This window comes from Mesorhizobium sp. M2A.F.Ca.ET.043.05.1.1, from assembly GCF_003952445.1.
Lineage (GTDB): Bacteria > Pseudomonadota > Alphaproteobacteria > Rhizobiales > Rhizobiaceae > Mesorhizobium.
The window spans coordinates 132782-158251 of record NZ_CP034446.1; the positions used below are offsets into that span (position 1 = coordinate 132782).

At 64.3% G+C, this 25470-nt stretch carries 27 protein-coding genes and 1 pseudogene; 7 read left to right on the forward strand and 21 right to left on the reverse strand.

Annotated elements, in window-relative coordinates:
• Window position 1 precedes the first annotated feature (1 nt).
• The 17 genes from fliF to EJ069_RS00690 all read right to left on the reverse strand — a co-directional run bounded on the left by fliF (window position 2) and on the right by EJ069_RS00690 (window position 14759).
• Entirely contained in the window at window positions 2-1654 is a 1653-nt protein-coding gene (gene fliF / locus EJ069_RS00610) for a flagellar basal-body MS-ring/collar protein FliF (RefSeq protein ID WP_126059616.1), read from the reverse strand.
• Between the two features lie 180 nt (window positions 1655-1834).
• A complete protein-coding gene (locus EJ069_RS00615) occupies window positions 1835-2905 on the reverse strand; it encodes a flagellin (RefSeq protein ID WP_126059617.1) in 1071 nt (356 codons plus the stop codon).
• A gap of 254 nt (window positions 2906-3159) precedes the next feature.
• Window positions 3160-4158, reverse strand: a complete 999-nt coding sequence (locus EJ069_RS00620) for a flagellin (protein ID WP_126059618.1) — start codon at window positions 4156-4158, stop codon at window positions 3160-3162.
• A gap of 224 nt (window positions 4159-4382) precedes the next feature.
• The gene (fliP, locus tag EJ069_RS00625; protein WP_126059619.1) at window positions 4383-5114 is read right to left on the reverse strand and encodes a flagellar type III secretion system pore protein FliP; all 732 of its coding nucleotides are present in this window, start codon (window positions 5112-5114) and stop codon (window positions 4383-4385) included.
• Window positions 5111-5605: a flagellar basal body-associated FliL family protein gene (locus EJ069_RS00630; protein ID WP_126059620.1), complete on the reverse strand. Its 495-nt coding sequence runs from the start codon at window positions 5603-5605 to the stop codon at window positions 5111-5113. The genes fliP and EJ069_RS00630 overlap by 4 nt, the downstream gene beginning before the upstream one ends.
• 18 nt (window positions 5606-5623) lie before the next feature.
• The gene (gene flgH, locus EJ069_RS00635) at window positions 5624-6322 is read right to left on the reverse strand and encodes a flagellar basal body L-ring protein FlgH (RefSeq protein WP_126059621.1); all 699 of its coding nucleotides are present in this window, start codon (window positions 6320-6322) and stop codon (window positions 5624-5626) included.
• Window positions 6319-6888 (reverse strand): MotE family protein, encoded by a 570-nt coding sequence (locus EJ069_RS00640; RefSeq protein WP_245456408.1) that lies wholly within the window; start codon window positions 6886-6888, stop codon window positions 6319-6321. The genes flgH and EJ069_RS00640 overlap by 4 nt, the downstream gene beginning before the upstream one ends.
• A 59-nt stretch (window positions 6889-6947) precedes the next feature.
• Window positions 6948-8036 carry a flagellar basal body P-ring protein FlgI gene (locus tag EJ069_RS00645; protein WP_245456739.1) on the reverse strand — a complete coding sequence of 363 codons (1089 nt, stop codon included), beginning with the start codon at window positions 8034-8036 and terminating at the stop codon, window positions 6948-6950.
• Between the two features lie 149 nt (window positions 8037-8185).
• A complete protein-coding gene (gene flgA / locus EJ069_RS00650; RefSeq protein ID WP_189341751.1) occupies window positions 8186-8707 on the reverse strand; it encodes a flagellar basal body P-ring formation chaperone FlgA in 522 nt (173 codons plus the stop codon).
• A gap of 6 nt (window positions 8708-8713) precedes the next feature.
• Window positions 8714-9502: a flagellar basal-body rod protein FlgG gene (gene flgG, locus EJ069_RS00655; protein WP_126059625.1), complete on the reverse strand. Its 789-nt coding sequence runs from the start codon at window positions 9500-9502 to the stop codon at window positions 8714-8716.
• A 10-nt stretch (window positions 9503-9512) separates the two neighbouring features.
• Complete coding sequence (locus EJ069_RS00660; protein ID WP_126059626.1) at window positions 9513-9842, reverse strand: flagellar hook-basal body complex protein FliE; 330 nt, start codon at window positions 9840-9842, stop codon at window positions 9513-9515.
• Entirely contained in the window at window positions 9842-10258 is a 417-nt protein-coding gene (gene flgC, locus EJ069_RS00665) for a flagellar basal body rod protein FlgC (RefSeq protein WP_042640471.1), read from the reverse strand. The genes EJ069_RS00660 and flgC overlap by 1 nt, the downstream gene beginning before the upstream one ends.
• Window positions 10259-10260: 2 nt before the next feature.
• On the reverse strand, window positions 10261-10641 hold the full coding sequence (flgB, locus tag EJ069_RS00670; protein ID WP_126059627.1) for a flagellar basal body rod protein FlgB: 381 nt from the start codon (window positions 10639-10641) through the stop codon (window positions 10261-10263).
• Between the two features lie 89 nt (window positions 10642-10730).
• Window positions 10731-11519 carry a hypothetical protein gene (locus EJ069_RS00675; RefSeq protein ID WP_126059628.1) on the reverse strand — a complete coding sequence of 263 codons (789 nt, stop codon included), beginning with the start codon at window positions 11517-11519 and terminating at the stop codon, window positions 10731-10733.
• The gene (fliI, locus tag EJ069_RS00680) at window positions 11500-12906 is read right to left on the reverse strand and encodes a flagellar protein export ATPase FliI (protein WP_126059629.1); all 1407 of its coding nucleotides are present in this window, start codon (window positions 12904-12906) and stop codon (window positions 11500-11502) included. Before fliI ends, EJ069_RS00675 begins: the two co-directional genes overlap by 20 nt.
• Window positions 12907-12910: 4 nt before the next feature.
• The gene (gene flgF / locus EJ069_RS00685) at window positions 12911-13633 is read right to left on the reverse strand and encodes a flagellar basal-body rod protein FlgF (RefSeq protein ID WP_126059630.1); all 723 of its coding nucleotides are present in this window, start codon (window positions 13631-13633) and stop codon (window positions 12911-12913) included.
• Window positions 13634-13637: 4 nt separating this feature from the next.
• On the reverse strand, window positions 13638-14759 hold the full coding sequence (locus EJ069_RS00690) for a DUF1217 domain-containing protein (RefSeq protein ID WP_126059631.1): 1122 nt from the start codon (window positions 14757-14759) through the stop codon (window positions 13638-13640).
• 146 nt (window positions 14760-14905) lie between these two features.
• On the opposite strand from EJ069_RS00690, the gene motA reads away from it, so the two are divergent.
• From motA to EJ069_RS00720, 6 genes and pseudogenes are all read left to right on the forward strand, one after another.
• Window positions 14906-15781 (forward strand): flagellar motor stator protein MotA, encoded by an 876-nt coding sequence (gene motA, locus EJ069_RS00695; protein ID WP_126059632.1) that lies wholly within the window; start codon window positions 14906-14908, stop codon window positions 15779-15781.
• A 34-nt stretch (window positions 15782-15815) separates the two neighbouring features.
• On the forward strand, window positions 15816-16754 hold the full coding sequence (locus EJ069_RS00700) for a FliM/FliN family flagellar motor switch protein (protein ID WP_126059633.1): 939 nt from the start codon (window positions 15816-15818) through the stop codon (window positions 16752-16754).
• A gap of 30 nt (window positions 16755-16784) precedes the next feature.
• Window positions 16785-17165: a flagellar motor switch protein FliN gene (fliN, locus tag EJ069_RS00705; RefSeq protein WP_126059634.1), complete on the forward strand. Its 381-nt coding sequence runs from the start codon at window positions 16785-16787 to the stop codon at window positions 17163-17165.
• A gap of 43 nt (window positions 17166-17208) precedes the next feature.
• Entirely contained in the window at window positions 17209-18231 is a 1023-nt protein-coding gene (locus tag EJ069_RS00710; RefSeq protein ID WP_042640453.1) for a flagellar motor switch protein FliG, read from the forward strand.
• Window positions 18232-18255: 24 nt separating this feature from the next.
• Window positions 18256-19337 (forward strand): annotated as a pseudogene (gene flhB, locus EJ069_RS00715) (flagellar biosynthesis protein FlhB).
• Between the two features lie 17 nt (window positions 19338-19354).
• Complete coding sequence (locus EJ069_RS00720; RefSeq protein ID WP_042640450.1) at window positions 19355-19792, forward strand: hypothetical protein; 438 nt, start codon at window positions 19355-19357, stop codon at window positions 19790-19792.
• A 64-nt stretch (window positions 19793-19856) separates the two neighbouring features.
• Here EJ069_RS00720 and EJ069_RS00725 read toward each other — a convergent pair whose 3' ends face one another.
• The 4 genes from EJ069_RS00725 to EJ069_RS00740 all read right to left on the reverse strand — a co-directional run bounded on the left by EJ069_RS00725 (window position 19857) and on the right by EJ069_RS00740 (window position 23495).
• The gene (locus EJ069_RS00725) at window positions 19857-20627 is read right to left on the reverse strand and encodes a helix-turn-helix transcriptional regulator (protein WP_126059635.1); all 771 of its coding nucleotides are present in this window, start codon (window positions 20625-20627) and stop codon (window positions 19857-19859) included.
• Window positions 20624-21334 (reverse strand): helix-turn-helix transcriptional regulator, encoded by a 711-nt coding sequence (locus EJ069_RS00730; protein ID WP_126059636.1) that lies wholly within the window; start codon window positions 21332-21334, stop codon window positions 20624-20626. The genes EJ069_RS00725 and EJ069_RS00730 overlap by 4 nt, the downstream gene beginning before the upstream one ends.
• Before the next feature lie 434 nt (window positions 21335-21768).
• A complete protein-coding gene (locus tag EJ069_RS00735; RefSeq protein WP_126059637.1) occupies window positions 21769-22800 on the reverse strand; it encodes a histone deacetylase family protein in 1032 nt (343 codons plus the stop codon).
• A 41-nt stretch (window positions 22801-22841) separates the two neighbouring features.
• Window positions 22842-23495 (reverse strand): TetR/AcrR family transcriptional regulator, encoded by a 654-nt coding sequence (locus EJ069_RS00740; RefSeq protein WP_126059638.1) that lies wholly within the window; start codon window positions 23493-23495, stop codon window positions 22842-22844.
• A gap of 252 nt (window positions 23496-23747) precedes the next feature.
• On the opposite strand from EJ069_RS00740, the gene EJ069_RS00745 reads away from it, so the two are divergent.
• Window positions 23748-25415, forward strand: coding sequence for an amidohydrolase (locus EJ069_RS00745; protein ID WP_126059639.1), 1668 nt, complete (start codon window positions 23748-23750; stop codon window positions 25413-25415).
• Window positions 25416-25470 lie beyond the last annotated feature (55 nt).

Below are 25470 nucleotides of genomic sequence, written 5' to 3' on the forward strand. Positions count from 1 at the left end.
CCTAACCCACGGCTTCCGGGGCGGCTGCCCATTTGCGCAGAATCTGCGCGGTGCGCTCCTCATTGAGGTCGACCATGCGGGCAAGCCGCTCCTGCGGCGCCGGCCGGATCTTCTGGCGCAGATCATCGAGCGGGGTTGCGCCGGCGCGCGCGCCGGGTAGGGGCGGGGTCTCGGCGGTGATCGCGGCGACCGGCGCGTCGGGCGTCGGCAGCGAGCGTTGCACGTCATCGAAGCTTGGGCCGGCAATGGCCGCGGGCTTTGCCGACGCCGTCAGCGCGGTGGCCATAGGCTTCAGGCCGAAGAAGGCAACCAAGAAAACGACGACGATGAAAGCGCCGGCATTGATCAGCGTGCCGGTATAGGTGCCGATCGAGGCCAGGATGCCCGGCTGTTCGATCGGCTCGCCGTCGAGGCCGTTGATGAACTCGACCGCCGACACGTCGATGACGTCGCCGCGCTTGTCGTCGAAGCCGGTCGCCGAGGCCACCATCTTCTGGATATCGGCGACGCGCTTGGCGATCTGCTCCGGCGTGGCATCCTTGCCGAGGATGGTCTTCAGCCGATCCTGGTTGACGACGACCGCGATCGACATCTTGTTGACCGTGTAGCCGTTGGAGACGGTGGCGATCTTCTTGGAGTTGATCTCGTAGTTGGTGATCTCTTCCTTGCGGTCGTTCTGCGAGGAGGACTGCGGCCCCTCGGTGCTGGTGGTCTGCGTCTCGGGCAGGTTCTGCTCGACGCTGGTCGGGGTCGAGGCCTGCTTCTGATTGCTCGCCTCGTTGGTCTTCACCGATTGCACCGAACGTTCGACGCGCGAGTTCGGATCGAAGATCGTCTCCTCGGTCTGGCGGCTGTCGGTGTTGACGTCGGCCTTGACGCTGGCGCGGAAATTGTCGGGGCCGAGATAGGGGGTGAGCGCGCGGCGGATGTTGTCGCCGATCTGCGCCTCGACCGTCTGCTCGACGCCCAGCGTGCGCGCGGCGCTCGTGTTGGAAGGATCGTCGCCGGCGGCCAGCAGATTGCCGTTGGAATCGAGCACCGTGACCTTGTCGGCCGAGAGGCCCGGAACCGCCGCGGCGACCAGGTGGCGGATCGACATGGCGCTCTTCTCGGCATCGTTGCCGGTATAGCGGATGACGACCGAGGCGGAGGGCTGTTGCTCGTCGCGGCGGAAATTGGCGCGCTCGGACATGACGATATGGACGCGCGCCGCCTTGACGCCGGAGATCGATTGGATGGTGCGCGCGATCTCGCCTTCCAGCGCGCGCACACGGGTGATCTGCTGCATGAAGGAGGTGAGGCCGAGCGAGCCGACATTGTCGAACAGCTCGTAGCCGGCATTGGCGCTCGTCGGCAGGCCCTTCTCGGCGAGCAGCATGCGCGCCTGCGCGGTGGTGCCGGCAGGCACCAGCACCGAGGTTCCGTCGGAGCCGACATCGAAGCCGATGCCGGCATCGGCCAGCACAAGGCCGATCTGGTTCACGTCGGAACGCTCGAGGCCGACATAGAGCGTTTCATAGGCCGGGCGATTGAGATAGACGGAGGCGATGCCGATGACGGCCATGACCAGGGCCGCGATGCCGCCCATCAGCGCCAGACGCCGCACGCCGAAGCTCTTGAAATTCGCGATGATGCTCTGGATCTGTTCCGGCACGATTCAACGGCTCCCAGCACGACTGTCCGCTGGAAGACTAGACCGCGAAGCTTGTGCGAAGATGATAGCGCGCGCCGGCAAAGAGCCAGCAAGATGCCGAACGCGCAACTTCCTCTCGAGAAACGAAAAAGGCCGCGTTTCAGACACGGCCTTTTCGTCGGTCGAAGGTGATCAGGCGGCTTAGCCGTTCTTGAACAGCTGCAGGATCGACTGCGAGGAGCTGTTGGCGATCGACAGCGACTGGATGCCGAGCTGCTGCTGAACCTGCAGCGCCTGGAGGCGGGTCGATTCCTTGTTCATGTCGGCATCGACGAGCTGGCCGACGCCACGGTCGATGGAGTCCATCAGGCTCTGCGTGAAGGTCTTCTGCAGGTCGATCGAGCTCTTGGCGGCGCCGAGCACGGTGGCGGCGTCAGTAAGCTGGCTCATGACGTTGTCGATCTTGGTGACCATCTGCGTGATGATATCGTCGGTCACGCCCGTTGCCGTGATGTCGAGATTGAAGGCGGAGACGTTGTCGATCTTGACGGGCGTGCCCGTCACCGCGGCCTGGGCGGCGGTGTTGGCGGCGATGTCGGTGGCGCCGCCTGCGATCGCGGTCGCATAGGCGGCGTCATACGCCGACTGGTCCGCTGCCGTGGAATAGATCGAGGTCTTGCGATCGAGGATGCCCTGGTTCTTGACGGCGGTGGCGAGGCCGGAATCGAACAGCTTTGTGCTCTCGACATTGATGTCGATGGTGCCGAGCGAGATGGCGCCGGACGAAGAGCGGTTGAACGAAGAGACGATCTTGGCGTCCTGCTGGACGCCGTCATTGGCGGCTGCCACCTGCGTGGACGTGACCGAAAGGTAGTTCGAGCCGGAGAAAGTGGCGGCGTCGGCGAAGGATTTCATCTGCGCCTGCAGCGCGGTGATTTCGGTCTGCGTCTTGGCCTTGTTGGCATCCGACTGGCCGACGGCCGACAAGAGCTTGGTCTTGATCTTGCCGATGGTGTCCAGCACGTTGTTCATGCCGGTATAGGCGGTGTCGACCTTCGAGGCGCCGAGGCCGAGCGCGTCCTGCACGGTCGACAGCGCCGAGTTGTCGGAGCGCATGGTGGTAGCGATCGACCAGTAGGCGGCGTTGTCGGAGGCCTCGGAGACCCTGTAGCCGGTCGAGATCCGCGCCTGCGTCTGCTCGAGCGATTTGTTGGTGGCGTTGAGGCTTTGAAGTGCGGTCAGCGCCGCAGCGTTCGTCATGATGCTCGCCAAGAAACTCGCTCCTTCTCAAAAGCCGGCATGCCACGCAGGCCTCGACCTGCTCGTCGGTTGCGATCGCGCCGGTCGGGCCGAGTCGACAACCTGTATCAATTGGTTAACCATACCTAGCGCGATATGGTTAATGGCCTGTTAAAAGTAGGCTTTGGAGACGTTAAGAAGCGAAAGTTGCGCGAGCCTTGAGCAAACGCAAATCGGGCCGCGCTTTTGGCGCGGCCCGATGCTTTGGCGTGGTCAGTATAGAACGATCAGCCGCGGAAGAGCGACAGGATCGATTGCGACGAGCCGTTGGCGATCGACAGCGCCTGGACGCCGAGCTGCTGCTGAACCTGCAGAGCCTGGAGGCGGGTCGATTCCTTGTTCATGTCGGCATCGACGAGCTGGCCGACGCCGCGATCGATGGAGTCCATCAGGCTCGAGGTGAAGGTCTTCTGCAGGTCGATCGAGCTCTTGGCGGCGCCGAGCTTGGTGGCGGCGGTTGTCATGGCCTTGAGCGCGGTATCGACGACGTTCATCATCTCCGCGATCTGGGTGTCGCTGGCCCCCTTGCCAGTTGCCGAGTCGAAGATCTTCAGGCCGGCGACCGAGTAGGTGTCGCCGGCAGCCGCAGCCGCACCCAAGGTCGGGTTCTGTGCCGTGGCGACGATGGCGCCGGTCGCGCCGACGTAGTTGGCGTCGAGGATACCCTTCTGCGTTCCCGCCGTGGTGCCGGCTTCATAAAGCTTGATGCTTTCCACGTTGACGTCGATCGTCGAGATCGAAACCGCACCGGTGGCGCTGCGGTTGAATGCCGAGACGATCTTGACGTCGGCAGCGGCGGTGGCGGTGCCGCTGTTCACGGACAGCATGTTGGTGCCGGAGAAGGTGGCGCCATCGGCGTAGGCCTTCAACTGGTCCTGAAGCGCTTTGATTTCGGTCTGGGTCTTCTCTTTCGAAGCGTCCGTCTGACCGAAGGAAGCAGTCAGCTTCTGCTGGATCTTGTTGATGGTGTCGATCGCACTGCTCATGCCGGTGTAGGCGGTGTCGACCTTCGAGGCGCCGAGGCCGAGAGCGTCCGAAACGGTGGACATGGCCTGGTTGTCGGAGCGCATCGTGGTGGCGATCGACCAGTAGGCGGCGTTGTCGGAAGCCTGAGAAACGCGATAGCCCGTCGAGATGCGGGCCTGGGTGGTGTCGAGGTTCTTCTGGGTGGCGTTCAAGCTCTGCAGAGCGGTCAACGCCGAGGCGTTGGTCATGATACTGGCCATGGTACTCGTACCCTATTTTTACACGGATTTTTTTGACATACCGGCATGTCCGGTATGACGGTGCGGCATCATGCCAATGATCTCTAAAACCCGATCACCCGCCATCTGCGAGCAATATGCGGGCCAGTCCCTACCAAAGACCTAAATCGGACGGTTAATCGAAAATATATTGCGCAAAATTTGTGCGGAACGGAGACGGCATTTCAACACCCGTCCCGGCGTCGTCAGGTGAAGGACCGCACCAGGCTGCCGACGAGAAGGTTCCAGCCGTCGATCAAAACGAAGAACAGGATCTTGAACGGCAGCGACACCACCGTCGGCGGCAGCATCATCATGCCCATGGCCATGGTCACGGTGGCGACGATGAGGTCGATGACGAGGAAGGGCAGCACAATGAGAAAGCCGATCTCGAAGCCGCGGCGGATTTCCGAGATCATGAAGGCCGGCACCAGGATGCGCAGATCGACCGTCTCGCGCGAGACAGTCTGGCCACGCTCGCGCGCGAGATCGGCGAAAAGGTCGAAGTCCTTCTCGCGTACATTGTGCAGCATGAAGTCGCGGAACGGACCGGAAATCTTCTCGAACGCCTCGCCTTGCGTGATCTGGTTGTCCATCAGCGGCTTCACGCCGGTGTTCCAGGCCTGGTCGAAGGTCGGCGCCATGACATAAAACGTCATGAACAGCGACAGCGAGATCAGGATCAGGTTTGCCGGCGTCGACTGCAGGCCGATGCCGGCGCGCAGGATCGAGAAGGCGATGACGAAGCGGGTGAAGCTCGTCACCATGATGAGCAGGCCCGGCGCCACCGAAAGCACCGTCAGCAGGCCGAACATCTGGATCAGGTAGCCGACGGTCGTGCCGTCGGCCTTGCCGATGCCGCCGAGATCGAGCTGCTGGGCCGTGGCGATGGATGTGGTGACGACGATGAGCGCCGTGGCTATGAGGAACTTTCTCATTCGAGCAGCATCGTCCTGACGAGAACCTGTTTGACGTGGCCGCCGCTGCGCAGCGCGGCGCGCTCATCGAGATCGGCCTTGAGATGCTGGTAGCCGCTGGCGCCTTCGATCTGATGCAGCTTGATCGTGCGCACGAAGGCGAGCAGATCCTGGTGGATCTGCTCGGTCACTTCCGGCGGCTGCGGGGCATCATAGAGCACCGATGCCTCCAGCCGGATCCAGACGTCCGACGGCGAGGCGAGATTGGTGGTGATCGGCGCCAACTGAGCCAGCGTTGGCCCGGCAGCCGCCTTGCCGCCCTCGGCGGGTTTTTCCGCGGCGCCGGCGTTTTCCGGCGCCACGGGTACCGGCGCCGGCGTTTCGCCTTGCTTGAGATAGCCGCCGGAAACCCAGCCCATGCCGATGGCCGCGCCCGTCATGACCAGCAGGATGGCGAGCTGGATCACCAGGGAAGGCCCCTTCTTGGGCTGGACCTGCTCGACATTGGCCATGGCAGCGTTCTCCCGGCCCTAGAAAGGAAGAACCTGGTCGAGGACCTGCTGGCCATAGGCCGGCTGCTGGACCTCGCTCACACGGCCGCGGCCGCCATAGGAGATGCGCGCTTCCGCGATGCGCTCGTAGGGGATGGTGTTCTCCGCGCCGATGTCGGATGGACGAACCATGCCGGCGATGGTGAGGACCCGCAGCTCGTAGTTGACGCGGACCTCCTGCGAGCCCCTGATCATCAGATTGCCGTTGGGCAGCACCTCCGTCACGACGGCGGCGACGTTGAGCTCGATGTCTTCCGAGCGCTTGATCTCGCCATCGGCATTGGTCTCCGTGCTGGAGCTCAAACCGGCGTCGCCCTTGCCGCTGGTGCTCTTGCCGTCCCATCCGAGCGTGACGTCATAGCCGAGCTTGCGCGCGGCGGTGCGGCTGCGATCGTTCTGGTTCTTGAAATTGGCCCTGTCGTTGAGCTTGATGTTGACGGTCAGGATGTCGCCGGCGCGTAAGGCGCGCGGATCGGTGAAGAGCCGGCTCTGGCGGTCGTCCCATAGCGAAAATTTCTTCGGCCGCGAGGCAGGCGGCTCGGGATAGGTGTAAGGGCCGGAGGCACCGATGCCGGAACCGACGGGTGACATAGCAGGCTCCCGGCCGATCTCCTTGAAATTGGTGCCGCAGCCGGACAAGCCCGCAACCGCGACGAGGACAAAGAACTTCAACTTCATGACGGATCAACCCTTCGCGCCGCGCTGGCCATGATGCCTGTGAGCGTCGCCGCCGCCTTCTGGTCCATTTCATTCAGGATGACGCCGGCCTTGCGCGAATCGAGCTTCATCAGGATGGCCGCCGCGAGCTCGGCATTGACCATCGCCAGCCGCTCGGCGGCGGCGTCCGGCTTCATGCCGGCATAGATCTTGACGACGCCGTCCTCGGCGCGCGCCAGGAACACCTCGCGGCGCTTCAGCCACTCTTCATATTCGGCTTTCTTCGCCTCCAGCGCTTTCATGCGCTCGTCGATGCCGGCCTGCAGCTGCTTCAGCTCCTCCGCCTGCAGGGCGTAGCGGCGGTCGCGCGCGGCATCCGCGATGTTGGAGCAGAAGCGCTGGACCTCGCTTTCGTCAGGCGCTTTCCCAACCGCAAGTCCAACCGGCTGGGCCGATGCCGTCTCGCGCGTGAGTTGGGCCGCCTGAGCTGGCGCCTGACCGCCGGGCAATACCTGGCGCACTTCATCCGCGCGGACCGCGCCGCCCGCCAACGCGACGATCGCGCCAATGGCGAGGAGGCCGGTCACGGGGTGAAGTCTTGGGCGGCGATGCAGTGTTGGGGAGAAGAGCGCGATCATCGGCGTGCCTATTGGAGAACCAGGTCGGCCTGCAGGGCGCCGGCAGATTTGATGCCTTGCAGGATGGCGATGATGCCGTCCGGCTTCACGCCGAGGCGATTGAGGCCGGAGACAAGCGTTTCGAGATCGGGGCCATCGAGCACGGCGACGCGGGCGTTGGGCCGGCTCGCATCGATGGCCGTGGACGGTTCCACCGCGGTCTCACCCCTGGAGAAGGGTTCAGGCTGGACGACCCGAGGCGCTTCGGTGATGCGTACGGTAAGCGTGCCGTGGCTGATCGCCACGCGCGAGATCCTGACATTGTTGCCGATGACGATGGTTCCGGTGCGCTCGTCGATGACGACGCGGGCAGGGGAATCCGACTCGACGACGAGGTTCTCGATCTCGGCATAGAAGCGCGCGGCGGAGACGTTCTTCGGCCGCCTGATCTGCACGGTGCGGGCATCGCGCTCGGCGGCGACCCGCATGCCGAAGCGCTGCGAGGTGTAGTCGTTGACGGCATCGGCGATGCGGATGGCGGTCGAGAAATCGGGATTGCGCAATTGCAGTGTCAACACGCCCTGGTCGTCGAACTCGGCCGGAACGGCGCGCTCGACGATGGCGCCGTTGGGCACGCGGCCGGCGGTCGGCACGCCTTGCGTGAGTTCCTCGGCCTGACCCTTGGCGGTGAAGCCGCCGACAATCACCGAGCCTTGCCCGACGGCATAGATCTCGCCATCGGCCGCCTTCAGCGGCGTCATCACCAGCGTGCCGCCGGCGAGCGAGGTGGCATCGCCCATCGAGGAGACGTCGATGTCGATGCGGGCGCCCGACTGAACGAAGGGCGGCATGTTGGCGGTGACGATGACGGCGGCCACGTTCTTGGCGCGCGCGCTGCCGCCTTCGGTGGCAATGCCGAGATTCTCCAGCATGGCGCGGATCGACTGCTCGGTGAAGGGCGAGTTGCGCAGGCTGTCCCCGGTGCCGGCAAGGCCGATGACCAGGCCGTAGCCGACGAGCTGGTTGTCGCGCGCGCTCTGCAACTGAGCAATGTCCTTGATGCGCGCGGCCACCTGGCCGGGCGGCAGCGTGCTTGGTCCGGTGGAAACGCGGAACATGCGCTGGGTCGTCGCCGGATCATATTCCGGATCGTCGTAGACGCCGCCGTTTTTCTGCGCGAGCTCGCGTTTGGCCTTGGGCGTCAGCCCATCCGCCAAGGCCGGCTGAATGCCGATGGCCGCCGCGAGCAGAAGGACAAAGGCGCGCATCACGAAGCGCCGACCTTGATGGTGCCGTCGGCCATCACCGTGCCGGAGATGATCTTGCCGCTGTCGATGTTGCGGATCTTGATCTGGTCGCCGGCAGCGCCTGGCTGCAGCGTGACGCAGGCCGCCGAAATGGTCAGCGCGCCGGCGGTGAAATAGACCTGCACGGAAGCGCCCTGTTCGACCAGCCAGGCGTCTCGGATAGCGGTGACCGGGATGTAGCGGCCGGGCAGTAGCGTACGCTTGGCGACCTTGCCCTGAAGCTCCTCGGATCGCGTCGCCATGCCGTCCGGCTTGTGCTTGCCGGGTATCAGCGTCACCTGCTTGAGCGAGGCGGATTCGATTGTCTCACCGGGATAGATGACCCGGTTGGGGATCAGCACTGCCTCGCCGATCGCCTGGCCGGCGGCGATCTGGTTCGCCGACTGGCCGGTCGCGTCCTGCGCGATAGCCGGCGTGCCGGCGGCCACCAGGACGGTGGCGAGCATGGCGCGGCGGAGTGCGGAGGAGATCGGCCCGGCCATCATCCGTTACCTGATGTTCTTGGAGACAACCGAGGCCATGTCGTCGGCGGCCTGGATGACCTTGGAGTTCATTTCATAGGCGCGCTGCGCCGAGATCAGCTCGGTGATTTCCTTGACCGGATCGACGTTCGATGATTCCAGATAACCCTGCTGGATCGTGGCGAAGCCGGGATCCCCCGGAACGCCGACATTGGCCGGGCCCGAGGCAGCCGTTTCCTGGAAGAGGTTGTCGCCGAGCGGCGCGAGGCCCGCCTCGTTGGCGAAGTTGGCGATCTGGAGCTGTCCGAGAAGCTGGAGGTTGGTCTGACCGTCGAGGCGGGCAAAGACCTGGCCGGTCTTGTTGACGATAACCTCGATGGCATCGGTCGGCACGGTGATGGCCGGGATGACGTTGGCGCCGTCCACCGTCACAAGCTGGCCGGTGGCGTTGGTGTTGAAGGCGCCGGCGCGGCTGTAGAGCGTGCCGCCGTCGGCGCCCTCGATCTGGAACCAGCCCCTGCCGGTCAACGCCAGGTCGAAGCTGTTGCCGGTGCTGGCGAGTTCCCCCTGGGTGTGGACGTTGCGCACGGCGGTCGTCTTGACGCCAAGACCGATCGAAACGCCTTCCGGCACCAGCGAGGTGTTGGAACGGTTGGGCACGCCTTGCGTGCGGTCGACCTGGTAGAGCAGGTCGGAGAATTCGGCCCGCGCCCGCTTGTAGCCGGTGGTGTTGATGTTGGCGATGTTGTTGGCGATGACTTCCAGGTTGGTCTGCTGGGCGTTCATGCCGGTGGCGGCGATGGCGAGTGCTTTCATGACGCGGTTCCTAGATACTCATGCGACTGATCTCGAGGTAAGCCGAGACGACCTTGTCGCGGATGGCGATGGTCGTCTGCAGCGCCTGCTGGGCGCTCAACACCGCATCGACAACCTGACGGGTATCGGCGTCACCCTTGAGCGCCTGTATCGACATCTGCTCGGCACCCTGCAGCGTGTTGACAGTCTTCGTCGCGGCCTGGCTGAGGACGTCGGCGAAGCTGCTGCCGATGCTTTCGCTGGCCTGCGTCCCGACACCGCCTTTAAGCAGGCCCGGCGCGGCGGAGTCGGCGCCGTCAACCGCCGTCTTGAATTGTATTGCCCCGATACCGCCGATCATTACTGGTTCCTCATCAGGTCGATGGTCATGGAAATCAGATCGCGAGCCTGCTTGATGACCTGCAGGTTGGCTTCATAGGAGCGGTTCGCCTCGCTCATGTCGGCCATTTCGACCAATGTGTTGACGTTGGGCATCTTGACGTACCCTTTGGCGTCGGCGGCTTCGTTGCCGGGCTGGAATTCGATCGGGAAATCCGAAGGATCGCGATTGATGCCGCTCACTTCCACCAGTGAGCCGCCGGTTGCGCGGTCGACCTCGGACTGAAAGGTGATCGTCTTGCGGCGATAGGGGTCGGCGCCGGGCGTGCTGCCGGTCGACTGCGCGTTGGCGAGGTTTTCCGAAACCACGCGCAGGCGCTCCGACTGAGCGCCGAGGCCGGATGCCGCGACTTTGAGGGCTGCGGTGAGGGCGTCCATGGTCAGCTCTTCACCACCATCGTCATCATCGAATGGAAGGCCTTGACGATCGCCGTGTTGAGCTCGAAGGAGCGGCGAACCTCACCGGCTTTCATCAGCTCCTGCTCGAGAACGACGGTGTTCTTCGACGGCATGATCGCGCCGTCAGGATCCTCCGGCTTGACGTTGAAGCCGGCATTGGTGGTTTCGGCGCCAAGATGGCCTGTCTGCGTGGCAGCCAGCGTCACCGCGGTGCGGTCGAGGACCTTTTCGAACGGCTCGACATCATTGGCCGTATAGCCCGGCGTATTGGCATTGGCGATGTTGGAGGCAATCGCCGACTGGCGCACGGCCAGCCATTGCGACTGCCGCGTGGCAAGGTCGAAAAGATTTACGGGTTCCATGGGAATCTCCCGGACAAGTACGCACAAGACTAGGCGGCCAGTCTTGCGCGGACCTTGCGCGGGGAGCGGGGCTGTACGGCCGGGCTACGTTACTTCGAGAGCTGGATCACCTTGTCTGTGTTGGTGACGATCACCCACTTGCCGCCGCGCTGCTCGATCGAGGCGACGCGGCTCGAATCCGGCAGGACGGAGCCGCGCTGAACGACCCACAGACCCGTATCGTCCTCGATCATGGCGCGGCCGTTGGCGACATGCACAATCTTGAATTCGGAAGCGGCGGCCGGGAAGGGCTGGTCGGCGGGCGGCGGGGCGGGCTCATCCTGCACCGTTCCGGTCGCAAACAGGTCGATATCGGAATTGGGAATGTCCTTGGCCGTCAGCGGTCCGCTGCGTTGAGCCGCAACGCCACCGCCCTCGCGTCCGGAATTGCTGCCGCTGCCGCCGAACTTGATGGTCTGGACGCCGAACTGCTCCTGGTTGAAGAAGATGTACCAGGGGAACAACGCGCAGATGAGGCCGAGCGTGATGCCGAGCGCGGCGATGACGAAATCGCTGCGGCGGTCGGCGCTCCTGTCGGCCAGGCGCGGGAACTGGGCTTTCGGCGGCTCCGGCCACTCGGTGCGGGGAAAAAGCCCGTCGAGCACGGAATCGCGGCTGGCCTGCGCGGCATCGGCGGTCCCGGCGGCGGATGTCCGCGGCGGATGCGGCCTGTCGGCTCTGGTCAGGAGAGCCGCTGTCTTCTGTGTCTTGGCATGCGCGACCTTGTCCTTGGCGGATCTTGCCGCGTCGGCCTCGGCCCTTTCCGCCGCCTCGGCCTCGGCAAGCATGTCGCGCAACATGCGTTCGGTATATTGGAGCTCAGTCTCCTTGATCGCCATTCAGCTTCCCCTTGAGATGGCGGGCGAGGTCGGCGAACGGATCGGCCGACGCGCGGTCCCTCGGCGATTGCGTGAGCGCCTCATAGATCAGCGGCACCTGGCGCACGGCGTTGTCGAGCTCGGCATCGGCGCCGCTTTGGTAGGCACCCAAAAGACGGATGTCGCGCGTATCCTCGAAGCGCGCGATCATCGATTTCAGCCTGGTCACCAGCACCCGCTGTTCCGGGCTCCAGGCCTTGTCGGCAAGGCGCGAGATGGACGACAGCGGGTTGACCGGCGGATAGCGGCCCTGCTCGGCAAGGGCGCGATCGAGCACGACATGGCCGTCGAGGATGCCGCGCACCGAGTCGGCGACCGGGTCGTTGTGGTCGTCGCCGTCGACCAGCACGGAAATGATGGCGGTGATCGAGCCTTTTCCCTCGGCGCCCGGGCCGGCGCGTTCGAGCAGCTTCGGCAGGTCGGTGAAGACCGAGGCCGGATAGCCGCGCGCGACCGGCGGCTCGCCGGTTCCCGTCGCGACCTCACGCAGCGCATGCGCGAAGCGGGTGATGGAATCCAGCACCAGGAGCACGCGATGGCCCTGGTCGCGGAAATGCTCGGCCACGCACATGGCGGTGTCGGGCGCGCGGCGCCGCATCATGGCGCTTTCGTCGCTGGTGGCGACGATGGCGACGGTCTTGGCCATGCTCTCGGCGCCGATCGTATCCTCGAGGAACTCGCGCACCTCGCGGCCGCGCTCGCCGATCAGGGCCACAACCACGGTATCGAAGGCCTCGGCGCCGGCGAGCATGGCAAGCAGCGTCGACTTGCCGACGCCGGAACCGGCGAAGATGCCCAGCCGCTGGCCGAAGCAGAGCGGGGTGAAGATGTCGATCACCCTGACGCCGGTGAGAAAGCCGGTGCCGACGCGCTGGCGCGCCAAGGCGCCGGGCGTCGCGCCATGCGTGACATCGGCGGCATTCGGCCGTATCAGCGCGGGACCGCCGTCAATGGGGCGGGTCAAGGCATCGATGGCACGCCCGCGCCAGGAGACATGTGGCGTGACCGTGAGCGGTCCGCGGCGAAAGACCGCGTCGCCGATACCGGCATCGGCGCTGCGCTCGAAGGGCGCAATCACCACCTCGTCGCTGCTGATCTTGACGATCTCGCCGCGTCGCGCGCCGGCCTTGCCGCGCTGCTCGACGATGTCGCCCAGCCTGGCAATTCCGGACAGGCCGCGGACCTTGTAATGCGTCGGCGATATCTCGACGATGCGGCCGCCGCGCAACAGCAGCGCCTGCGGATCGTCGAACCGGCGCCAGACGCGTTCGAGCGTGGCCAGCCGGTCCGTCCTTCCGGAATCGGCCGGGCTCTCGGAAGCGCGCAACAGGGACGAGCCGGTCGTCATGCCGTCACTTCGAGCCAAGCGTCTTGATGGCGTCCTCGGTGGAGGAATCGGTCTGCCGCATCAGCGCCGCCGTGTTCTCGAAAGCGCGCTGCACCTGGATCAGCCGGGTCATCTCCAGCACCGGGTTGACGTTTGACTCTTCCAGAAATCCTTGCGCGATACCGACGTCCGAGCGATCGGTGACGGGTTCGGGCGTGCGCGCCGGAACGACGCCCGAATTGCCGTAGCGGACGAAATTCTCGCCAGGGTCGAAATTGTAGAGGCCGATGGCGCCGACCAGCTGGTCGTTCTGCCTGAGCGAGCCGTCGGCGCCTGCCTTGGGCGGGCCGTTGCGCGGATCGAGCTGGATCGGAGCGCCGCCGCCGTCCAGCACTGGATAGCCTTCGATCGACATCAATTCGCCGTTCTCGTTCATGGAGAAGCGGCCGTCGCGCGTCATCACCGTGCCCGCGGGCGTATCGATGGCGAACCAGGCGTCGCCCTGGACGGCGAAGTCGAACGCGTTGCCGGTTTCAGTCAGCGCGCCATGTGCGCCGGAAAGATAGGTATTGCCGGAAGAGGCGAAGGAGACCGACTTCGGCCCGGTGCCCGAGACCACGTCCTCGAACTTCACGCCGGTGGCGCGAAAGCCGATGGTCGAGGCATTGGCGACGTTGTCGGCGATGGTGTCGAGACGACGCTCTAGAGCGATCTGGGAGGATAGGGCGACGTAAAGGCTGTCCTGCATGATCTCAGAACTTCAATTGCTGCATGGCCATCATCAGATCGGTGGAGATGCCGACAGTGGTCGGCTGCGCAAAAAGCACGCTGACCGATGTCACGGCCGTCGAGGTCGGGTGGGCGATCTCGTACATGCTGGTGAAGCGGGTCAGGAACTTGCTGAGCTTTTCGGGGTCGGTGAAATCCTTGATGTCGAGCTTCTGCCCGAACAGCTGCGCCTGCTTGTCGATGTCGGCCGTGGCAAAGGAATCGGGCAGGCCGAGCGCGGTGCGCACCACGCTGGCCAAAGCGGTATCGGCAAGCACGTCGTACCAGCTGGTGATGTCGGGGGCCTTGCGCTGGAAATAAAGCGCCAGCCGCACGCCCTCGTTGGTCTTGCCGGCATCCTCCTCTAGCGTCTGGCGCATGTACATGTCGACGGTCGGCTGCTGCGCCTGAACGTAGGTGGTGGTGTTTTCGCCGTATTGCTCGAAGTTGAAGGCAGAGGCCAGCCCGGCATAGGCCTTGTTGGTCTGCTGGTTGGCGACGCTGTCGGGATCGCGCACGCCGCCTTGCAGGACCGACCTGATCAGGTCCTTGTCCTCGGTTGCCGAATCCAGGCCGTACGCCGCCAGCGCATAGGTATAGAGCCGGTTGTTCGACATCAGATCGTCGACAGATTTCACCTTGGTGATGTTGGCGAGATAGTAGGTCGTCTCGCCCTTCACATAGTCCGAATTCGGGTCGAGGCCGGCGATCTGGGCCTGGATGGCGTAGTTTTTCGTCACCAGCTGCTGCGCCGGGTTGTAGACGGTCGCATTGGCGCCGTCCGCCGCGAAATTGAAAGCTTTGACGAACTGGGCGTAGCGCTTGTCGGTCAGCTTGTTGGCGAAACTGTTGGGGTCGGAGACACCTTCCTTGAGCGCCTTGACCATGAAGGCCTTGGCGTAGTCCATATCCTCCAGCCCATAGGCCTTCATGGCGTATTTGAACAGGCGATCATTGTTGACGAAATCGTCGATCGATTTCACCTTGGTGATGTTGGCCAGATAATACTGGGTGTCGCGATCGACCGTCGGCTGTTGTTCAATCCGGTCGATCGACTTGCCGATGTCTTTGGCAATCAACTGATAGCTGGTGTAGGTATTGAGCAAGGACACGCCTCCGGCCGAAGCTATCCCGGACAATAACGTCACTTCCTTGCGCGAAGCTGAATCGCGTCCGCCGCCTTCGATTCAAGCCTCACACAAGGCACGGGGACTATCCCTGATCCACGACGTGACATGCGGAAGGACCTGCCGTGGGCATTCTGATCGGACTTGTGGTGACGCTCGGCTGCGTTCTCGGCGGCTTCATGGCCATGGGCGGCCATCTGCACGTGCTGCTGCAGCCCTGGGAAGCGGTGGTCATCTGCGGCGCCGCACTCGGCACCTTCCTGGTCGCCAATCCGATGAAGACGGTCAAGGACACCGGCAAGGGCATTCTGGAAGCCTTCAAGCAGGCGGTGCCGAAGGAGCGCGACTATCTCGAGACGCTGGGCGTCCTGCACAGCCTGATGCGCGAACTGCGCTCGAAATCGCGCAGCGAGGTCGAGGCGCATATCGACAATCCGGAGGAGTCCGCCATCTTCCAGGCCTTCCCGACCGTGCTCAAGAACCATGACCTGACGAATTTCATCTGCGACTATTGCCGCATCATCATCATCGGCAATGCCCGCTCGCACGAGATCGAGGCGCTGATGGATGAAGAGATCCAGACGATCCGCAGCGACAAGCTGAAGGCCTATCACGCGATGGTGGCGGTCGGCGACGGCCTGCCGGCGCTGGGCATCGTGGCCGCCGTGCTCGGCGTGGTGAAGGCGATGGGCGCGTTGGACCAGTCGCCGGAGATCCTCGGCGGCCTGATCGGCGCCGCGCTCGTCGGAACCTTCCTCGGCATCTTCCTGTCTTATGCGGTGGTCGGTCCGGTCGCCACCAAGATCAAGACGGTGCGCGAGAAGAAGAACCGCCTCTACATCATCGTCAAGCAGACGCTGCTTGCCTATATGAACGGCGCGCTGCCGCAGGTAGCGATCGAATTCGGCCGCAAGACCATATCGTCCTACGAGCGCCCGACGATCGACGCGGTCGAGCAGAGCACCATGAACGCCGGCGCCGCCGAGAAGAAGGCGGCCTGAGCATGCTCGATCCGAGACAGGACCGCTTGCCGTCATGACAAGTCCGGGCAGTCCGTCAGAAACGCGGGCCTTGATCATCGAGCGTCTCGTCGGCGACAGCGGCGAGGCGGCGCAGGTGATCGGCGCCGGCCGCGGCATGGCGGAGCGGGCGCTGCCGGTGCTGCAAAAGGCGCTTACCGGCGAGCTCGGCGCGCCGGTGACCGTCGACCTGCAGGCGGTGGAGGTCGGTCGCGTTCCCGAAGCGCGTTCGCGCGCCGGCGATGCCTTCGCGCTGAGCGTGGTTTCCTCGCCCTCCTCGGCCGATGCCATGACGCTGGTGATGGACGCGCAGGCGGTTGCCATAATGGTGAGCGCTCTGTTTGGCGGCGATCCCGACCAGCCGGTCGCGCCGATCGAGCGCGACCTGTCGCAGATCGAGGCCGATGTCGCCACCGCCGTGTTCCAGGAGGTCGCCGTGGCGCTCAACGGATCCGGCAAGCGTTCGCTGGACCTGCGCCTGCCGGTGCCGAGGGCCATGGCCGGCAACGAGGCGAGGCGGCGCGTGCTGCGCGACGGCGCCGCGGTGCGCATCGTCCTTGGCCTTTCCACGCCGTCCGACAGCGGCATGCTCACGGTGATGATCCCGCAGCGCCTGCTGCTTATCTCGCGCGACGGTGAGGCCGCCGCGGGCAAGGACGGCGATGCCACGGAGTTCGACTGGCGAGCCCGCTTCTCGGAAGAAGTGATGCGCTCGACCGTCCGGCTCGAGGCGACCATGCCGCTCGCCAGGCTGACGCTCGGCGACCTTGCGGCGTTCGCGCCCGGCCAGGTGATAGAATTCGAGGAGAAAGCGCAGCTCAACGCCAGGCTCAGCGCCCGCGACAAGACATTGTTTGTCTGCGAGTTCGGCAAGCTCGGACAGAACTACACCGTCCGCATCAGCCATCCGCACGATGCCGGGCAGGATTTCATCGACGGACTGATGCCGGGCTGACGCCAGGCCCGGGATTCATGGAGACGACAGATGGCACAAACCAAGGTAGAAGCCGAGACCGATCAGCCCGACGAACAGCTCGACCGCGCCATCGAGGAACTGCGCGGCGTGCTGCGGGAAGAGGAAAAGCGCCCGGACGACGCCTTTCAGTCGGGCGCCAATTCCTCGATCATCATGACCATTCCGGTCGACGTGCAGATCATCCTCGGCAGCACGGAGATGCCGGTCTCGGAGCTGATGGCGCTGCAGAAGGGCTCCACGGTCGCGCTCAACCGCCGTATCGGCGAGCCGGTCGACGTGGTCGTCAACGGCCGCAAAATAGCGCGCGGCGAGATCACGGTGCTGGAAAGCGATCCGACGCGCTTCGGCATCAGGCTCACCGAGATCATCGCCGCGACGAAGAGCGCCTGAGAATGGTTGGCGGGCGGACCAATCGGCAGCGAGGGCAACACGCATGACGACGGCATTGGCGCTGACACGTCCGCAAAAGGCGGCAGCCATACTGGTGGCCATGGGCAAGCCCGCGGCCAGCCGGCTGCTCAAATTCTTCAAGCAGGATGAGCTGAAGGCGCTGATCGAGGGCGCGCGTCTCTTGCGCACCATCCCGCAGGCCGATCTGGAGCGCATCGTCGCCGAGTTCGAGGCCGAGTTCACCGAGGGTGCGGGCCTGCTCGATTCGGCCGACCGGATGGACACGATCCTCAACGAATCGCTGTCGCCCGAAGAGATGAGCGCCATCATGGGCGAGAAGAAGTTCGAGCCGGTCGAGGAAGGGCCCGCGCCGATCTGGCCGGACCTCGAGAAGCTCGAACCGGCAAGGCTCGGCGCCTTCCTTGCAGGCGAGCATCCGCAGACGTCCGCGATGGTGCTTTCGAAGCTGGCGCCGCAGGCCGCCGCCAATGTTCTGCTCACCATGGAAAAGCCGATGCGCAGCCAGATCATCAAGCGCATGGTGACGATGGCCAACATCCCGGACGCGGCCTCCAGGATCGTCGAGAACCAGCTGCGCGTGAGCGTGCTGTCGCAGAAGGCCAGCAGGGACACCACGGCCGGGCAGGAACGCGTCGCCAGCATGCTCAACGAGATGGCGAAGCCGGAACTGGACGACCTGATGCAGGATCTGGAGGAAGCCGGCACGCCCGATCTCGCCGGCGTCAAGTCGCGGCTGTTCGCCTTCGACGATCTGCCGCTGCTTCCACAGAAGGCCCGGGTTCTGCTCTTCGACGGGCTGTCGACCGAGCTTGTCACGCTGGCGCTTCGCGGCGCGTCGCCGGAACTTGCCGAATCGGCCCTGTCGGCGATCGGCGCGCGCTCTCGCCGCATGATCGAATCCGAGCTTGGACAGGGATCGGAAGGCATTGCGCTTGCCGACATCATGGCGGCCCGCAAGAGCATATCGAGCGCCGCCATCCGGCTGTCGCGCGAAGGAGCCTTCGAGCTGCCTTCGACGCAGGCAGCCACCGCCGAAGCCGCCTGACGATAGCCACACGGTCAGAGCGTCATGGCTGAAGCGGTCGACAAGGATTCCAAAACCGAGGAAGCCACAGAAAAGAAGATCCGCGACACGATCGAACAGGGCAAGCTGCCCCATTCGCGCGAGACCGCGATCTTTGCGTCCTTCCTCGCCATCCTGGTTTTCGCGGTCTTCTACGCCAAGGACGCGATCGTCGACCTCGGCATGTTCCTGTCGACCTTCCTGGAAAAGCCGGAAGCCTGGCCGATGGACACCGAGACCGACGTCATCTCGCTCTACAGGCAGGTGATGAGCGAAATCGGTCGCGCCGTCGTCAGCCTGCTGGTGCTCCTGACGGTTGCCGGCATCGGCGCTTCGGTTTTCCAGAACCTGCCGCAGATCGTCGGTGAACGGATCAGGCCGCAGCTGTCGCGCATCTCGATCGCCAAGGGCTGGAGCCGGATGTTCGGCATGCAGGGCTGGGTCGAATTCCTGAAATCGCTGGCCAAGCTTGGCTTCGCGATCGCGGTGCTGAGCTTCACGCTCTCGCAAGATCATCGCAAGCTGCTCGCCGGCATGATCACCAACCCGGTCTCGTTCGGCCTGGTGATACGCGGCATCTTCGTCGACATATTGGTGGCGATCGTTTTCGTCATGGGCCTGATCGCGGTGGTCGACATCGTCTGGTCGCGTTTCCACTGGCGGCGCGACCTGCGCATGACCAAGCAGGAAGTGAAGGACGAGCTGAAGCAGTCGGAAGGCGATCCGATCGTCAAGTCGCGGTTGCGCTCGCTGGCGCGCGACCGGGCGCGCAAACGCATGATGACGGCGGTGCCGCGCGCGACGCTGGTGATCGCCAACCCGACGCACTATTCGATCGCGCTGAAATATGTGCGCGGGAGGATTCCGCTCCCATCGTGCTCGCTAAGGGGCAGGATCTGGTGGCGCTCAAGATCCGCGAGATCGCCAGGGAGAACAACATCCCGATCTTCGAGGACGTGGCGCTTGCGCGCTCCATGTACAAGCAAGTTTCGGTTGATAGCGTGATCCCGTCGCAATTCTACCAGGCGGTCGCCGAATTGGTGCGGATCGTCTACTCGAAGAAGGCCTCGCGCAAAGCAACCCAATGAACGGACGCCGCTAATCCATGGACCGGCAACCACACGCCAATTCCCGCGAGCTGATCGTCGCCAGCGCCATCGAGCCTGTTGTGGGCGAGTTGAGGCTGATCGACGTTGCCGACTATATCGCCTTCATCCGGCTCGAGCATTTCGCCTGCCTGTCGGACCTGGTGGATTCGGCCGCCGAGCTCTACTTCCGGCCGGGCACGCTGCGGCTCGGCCATGGCGGTGAGGCGCATGTCGACTGGAGCGGCAGTCCGCGCATCGTGCTCGATCTCGAGCTGCGGCCGCGCGGCGTGACGGTCTATTTCCAATTGACGCTGACCGAGCGCGGGCCTTCCGTGGTGGTCAACTATGTGTCGTTCGAGAAGCCCGGCGAGACGCCCGAGCACAACACTGCCTTGCTCGAGGACGCCGTGGAGGAGGCCCGCATCCGCAGGACCGAGCCTCTGGCATTTCCGTAACGATCTGATTGCAGCCGAGCAAGTCTCGCAGCGGCACGTTTACAACGCCGCAGGCTCGGTGTCGCTACTCGATCAGGCCGAGCCGCAACGCCTTGGCGACCGCCTGGTTGCGGTTGACCGCGTTGAGCTTCTGCGTCGACTGGGTGAGGTACTGGTTGGCGGTGTGCACCGAGAGCTTGAGAAGCTTGGCGATCTCCTCGCTGGTGTTGCCGTTGGCGGTCAGTTTCAGGCATTCGAGCTCGCGCTTGGAGATCGAGCGCATCCGGCCGCTGTCGCTGGGGCGGATGCGGGCGACCGCCGCGAAAAGCGCGAAGGAGCGGGCGTGGATCTCGCACAACGTGTCGTCGGACAACGCCATCTCAGAGCCCAGGAAGACGACCAGGCCGCATTGACCGCGGTCGGCATGCACGGGAAGGGCGATGCCGTTGGTGCCGGGCGCCAGCGGCGCTGTCGGCTCGGCCCAGGCGAGCGACTGGAAGACCTGCCGCGATCCGGCGATGCCGTCATCGGCCCACCAGCGCGGCGTGGTCGAGATGCGGCTGTGGCGCACCACATCCTCGCCATTGGCGCCGGAGATGAATTTGGTCGCGACCGCAGTGCTCGGATAGTCGGAATCGAAGCACGCGACGAGACGCGCGCGCTCAGGCGAGGGGCTGACGAAATAAAGGCCGAAGGCCGAGGCGTTGATGTCGACCGCGATCCAGCGGCAGCGGCGCACGGCATCCGGAATGGTGGCCGCATGATGCGTCTCCGAGCCCAGCGAGAAGGCGCCGAAGGGATTGCGCTGATCGTTGAAAAGGGCGGCGGCCGCCTCTTTGACCTGTGCGTGCTTCAAATGATGCCGCTCCTGATCGCCGTTGCGATCGCCATCGCGCGGTTCGAGGCCGCGAATTTCTGGATGGCGTGCGTGATGTAGCTGTTGACGGTGTTGGACGAGACGCCGAGGATGACGGCCACCTCGTCGGTGGTCTTGCCTTCCGAAACCCAGAACAGGCATTCGCGCTCGCGGTCCGACAACGGGTCCTGCATGGATGCCGCCGCGATCAGCTGCGGAATGCTGGAAAGCGCATAGCAGCATTTGAGCTGCGCCTTCATCAGGGCGGTCAGGTCGATCTTGCCTGCCTCGGCGGCCGAGAACAGCACGAACAGGCGCTGGCGGCCGACATTGAGCCGCAACGAGTAGATTTCGGCATGGCCGAGCACGTCGAGCAGGCGGGCCTCTTCGCCGGTCAGCAATGCGCCGGCGTCGGGCGCGTGCGCCGCCACCAATGGCTTCGGGCGCACCCCGGGCGCCACGGTCAGAGGCCCGAGCGCCAGGTTGGCGATCAGCCTTTTGCCGATCAGTTCGATGGCATCGAAGATCCAGTTCGAGGAGACGATGCGCGCATCGTTGCGGTCCTGGTCATGCACAATGGCGACCAGCATGTAGCTGTCTGCGCCGATGTCGGCTGCAAGTTGCATGAAAAAACCGGTGAGATCGCCGCGGGACGTCAGGTGCGGGCCTGAAGCATCGGGTTGGAGAAGCGCGGCGGGACTGCTCATTTCCAATTCTTGGATTCTTGCCGGAATCGATCCTTGTGCCCGGTGCTGGCGAAGCCGGCAGCCGGACCCGAAACACATCACGTTTACGAAGACACACTCACGGACGCGAACGGCGCCCAACCGCGCCGAATCCCTCCAGGGAACGCGAAACCGTCCGCGTCTGGTGCCGGCCTGGCGCCGGAACTTGAGACTTTGGGTGGTCGCCGCGCCCCCCGTGGACCGGCTGATTCGGGTCTAATCTACCCGCAGATGAATCCGACATCAAATGCGATTTGACAAAATCGAATCCGATGGACTCGCGTTGCGACTCAGCAGCCGGTTTTCGCGTTGCTTGGCGGTGATCTCTAAGTCGAATTGATCGGATGATTTCCCGGCCGGGTCGCAAAAAAACGCCCCCGTTTGGATCCGGGGGCGTAGGCCCATTCGCGTGGAGATCAGCGATCCTCGAAGCCGGTCAGCACGCCGACGGCATTGATGCCGATCTCTTCCACGGCGTAGCCGCCTTCCATGACGAACAGCGTGGGCAGGCCGAGCCTGGCGATGCGGCGGCCGATCTTGGGGTAGTCGACGCTCTTCAGCTTGAACTGGCTGATCGGGTCCTTCTCGAAGGTGTCGACGCCGAGCGAGACGATGACGACATCGGGGGCGTAGGCGGTGAGCTTGCCGCAGGCATCCTCCAGCGACGCGCTCCAGCCGTCCCAGTCGGTGCCGAAGGGCATCGGGTAGTTGACGTTGAAACCTTCGCCTTCGCCTTCGCCGCGCTCGTCGGCGTGGCCGAGGAAGAAGGGATACTCGACCATCGGGTCGCCATGCAGGTTGAGGACCTGGATATCGCCGCGGCGATAGAAGATCTCCTGCGTGCCGTTGCCGTGGTGGTAGTCGACATCGAGGATCGAAACGCGCCTGGCGCCCTGGTCGCGGAACCACTGCGCGACGACGGCGGCGTTGTTGATGAAGCAATAGCCGCCCATGAAGGCGGCACCGGCATGATGGCCGGGAGGGCGGCAAAGCGCGAAGGCGGTGCGCTCGCCGCCCTTGACGAGGGCGGCGGCGGTCAGCGCGACGTCATAGGATGACTTGATCGCCGCCCAGGTGCCTTCGACGAAGGTGGCGCCGGCATCGAAGGAATAATAGCCGAGCAGGGCGTCGACGCGCTTCGGCGGAACGTCGCCGCGCAGGCCGCGCGTCGGCCAGGTGAAGCCCATGGCCGAGCCTGTGAAACCGGCGGCGACCCATTCCGGCCAGACCGTCGGCAGGAAATCGATGTAGTGGGCATCATGCACGCGCTTGGCGGCGGCGAGGTCGTGCTCGACCGGTCCGATGATCGGCCCGAGCTTCTCGCTCTCCACCCGCGCCTTGATGAATTCGGCTCGCGACGGTTTCTCGAAGCCGGGCACGATGGCCGATGTGACCAGTTCCATCTGGCCTGAATGACCGGCGTGAAGCGGCGAAAAGACAGTCTTCATGGAATTCCCCTGGAAGTACGAAATCGGTTGGAGGCGCGAAATCAGTCGAGGTTGAGATAGGGGGTCACGAGAGCCAGCCACATGGCTTCCACATCGTCCTCGATAAGGTCGAATGTCTTGCGATCCCGCTTCAGTCCGACAAGCCTGCAGGCGTGCCCGACCTCCATCATCACCAGGCCCAGCCGCTTGGCGGTCTTTTCCTCGAGCGCCGGGTTCACATGCTGCAGCCAGGCTGCGTAGAGGGCGATGATCTCCTTGTCGTATCCGTCCTGGATCGGCCTCAGGTCGGCGTTGCCGGAGATCGCCTCGATCACCGGCATCAGCGTGACGTTGTCGAGATAGAGCCTGGATGTGTCGATGAAGAGCTTGCGCACCTCGCGCTGAAACTCATCACGGTTGGTCGGCCGGGGGACATCGATGCGCTTCTGGATGACTTTTGGAAAAGACGACAGCCAGCGTCGGGCCAGGTCCAGAAGAATGGCCTCCTTGTTGGGGAAGTACTGATAAACCGAACCGACCGACAGGCCCGCCCGCTGCGCGATGGCGAGCGTCGTCGGCGTCCTGGTTCCTTGCTCGCGCGTTAGGATGAGCGCCGCGTCGAGAATCCTGTCGACCACCTTGCTCGACCGTTGCTGCCGCGGCTGCTTGCGCGGTTCGAGCGCTATTTTGGTCTTGCGGTCGAGACTGCGCTTCACTGCTCGTTGTCCCCGTTCCCCGCTCGGCCCCACCATCGGCGCGCGGTGCAGTCCACTATACATGCCAAATTCCAGCTGTTGACAAACGCGAATAAACAGTCGCATTCTTTATCCACGCTGTCTTCCACGATAACAAGGGGAATTTCGAAGACGGCGCATCGGCATCGACTTTTCATCCATGGCGTCGCCCCGGTGGAGCGGCGGCTCGTCGGGCGTGGCGTTGTCGGTCCCTCAGCGAAATGTGGAGTCGCGATGTCGGTTGCGAATGGTGCTGCGGATCTGGTGATCGTCAACGGTCGAGTGCTGACCATGGACGATGACAATCCCTCCGCCGAGGCTGTTGCCGTCAAGGACGGCGCTATCATCGCCATCGGCGACCGCGCTTCCATCGAAGAACTCAAAGGACCGGCGACAAAGATTGTCGACGCCCAGGGCGGCTCGGTGCTGCCGGGTTTCATCGAGGCGCATATGCATCTCTTCGGCGGCGCGGCCGAGCTCGACAATCTGCATCTGGCGGGCGTGCATGGCTTCGACGCGCTGCGCGACGCGATCCAGGATTTCGCCGCCAAACATCCAGACGCCAGGCTGCTGGTCGGCGCCGGCGTCGACTACGCGATCCTGCCGGAGCCGGTGACGCGTCACGACCTCGATCGCATCATTCCCGACCGGCCTTTCATCATGTCGGCATCCGACCACCATACGATGTGGGCGAACACCAAGGCGCTGGAAGAGGCCGGCCTGCTGCATGGCAAGGAGGTCGGCCAAGGCAACGAGATCGTCATGGGCGCGGACGGGCTTTCCGCAGGCGAACTGCGCGAGAGCGAGGCTTTCGGGCCGGTCCTCGACCACTACGGGGCGAACCGCGCGCGGCTTGGCCTGGAGGGAGTCGAGCCGGATCCCCATCCTTCGGCAAACGAGCTGGCGGCCGATCGCGATCTGATGCATCGCGGCCTTGAATGGTGCGCCAAGCACGGCATCACCTCGATCCAGAACATGGACGGCAACCTCTACCAGCTGGAGCTGCTGGCCGGCCTGGAAAAAGAGGGACGGTTGCTTTGCCGCACCAAAATCCCGTTCCACTTCAAGAACTTCATGAAGCTGGACATGCTGGAAAAAGCCTCGCGGATGGCCGCGGCCTACAAGTCCGAGTGGCTGTCGTCGGGCATGGTCAAGGTCTTCTATGACGGCGTGCTGGATTCCTGGACGGCGGTGATGGTCGACGACTATGCCGACCGTCCCGGATGGCGCGGCGAGCCGCTGTTTTCGCCTAAGCATTTCGCCGAAGTGGCGGTCGAGGCCGACAGGCGCGGCCTGCAGATCGCCGTGCATTCGATCGGCGACGGCGCGGTTCGCGCGGTGCTCGACGGCTATCAGGCAGCGGCGAAGAAGAACGGCAGGCGCGACAGCCGCCACCGCGTCGAGCATATCGAGGTGATCACGGCGCCCGACGTGCCGCGCTTCGCCGAACTTGGCGTTCTGGCTTCGATGCAGCCGGCGCATCCGCCGGGGGCGATGAACTTCCCGCTGGAGCCGACGATCTCGCGCATCGGCCGCGACAAGTGGCCGTTGAGCTATGCCTGGCGCACGCTGAAAAATGCCGGCGCGCGGGTCGTGTTCGCCTCCGACTGGCCGGTTTCTCCGGTCGATCCGATCCTGTCCATCCAGGCGGCAGTCATGCGCAAGCCTTGGGCGGAAGGCATGCCGGACCAGAGCTTCTCGTTGCGGGAAGCGATCCAGGGCTACACGGTCGAGGGCGCCTATGCGGAGTTCATGGAAGATCGCAAGGGCCGCCTGAAGACCGGCTATCTCGCCGACATCGTCGTCTTGTCGGCCGATATCGAGGCGACGGCGCCGGAAGCGCTGCACACGGTGCGCCCGGTCACCACCATCTGTGGCGGCAAGGTCACCTATCAGGCCTGAGGTGCGGCATGGGAATTGCGTTTGAAAATCAGGTAGCAGCTCCGCAGTTGCCAAG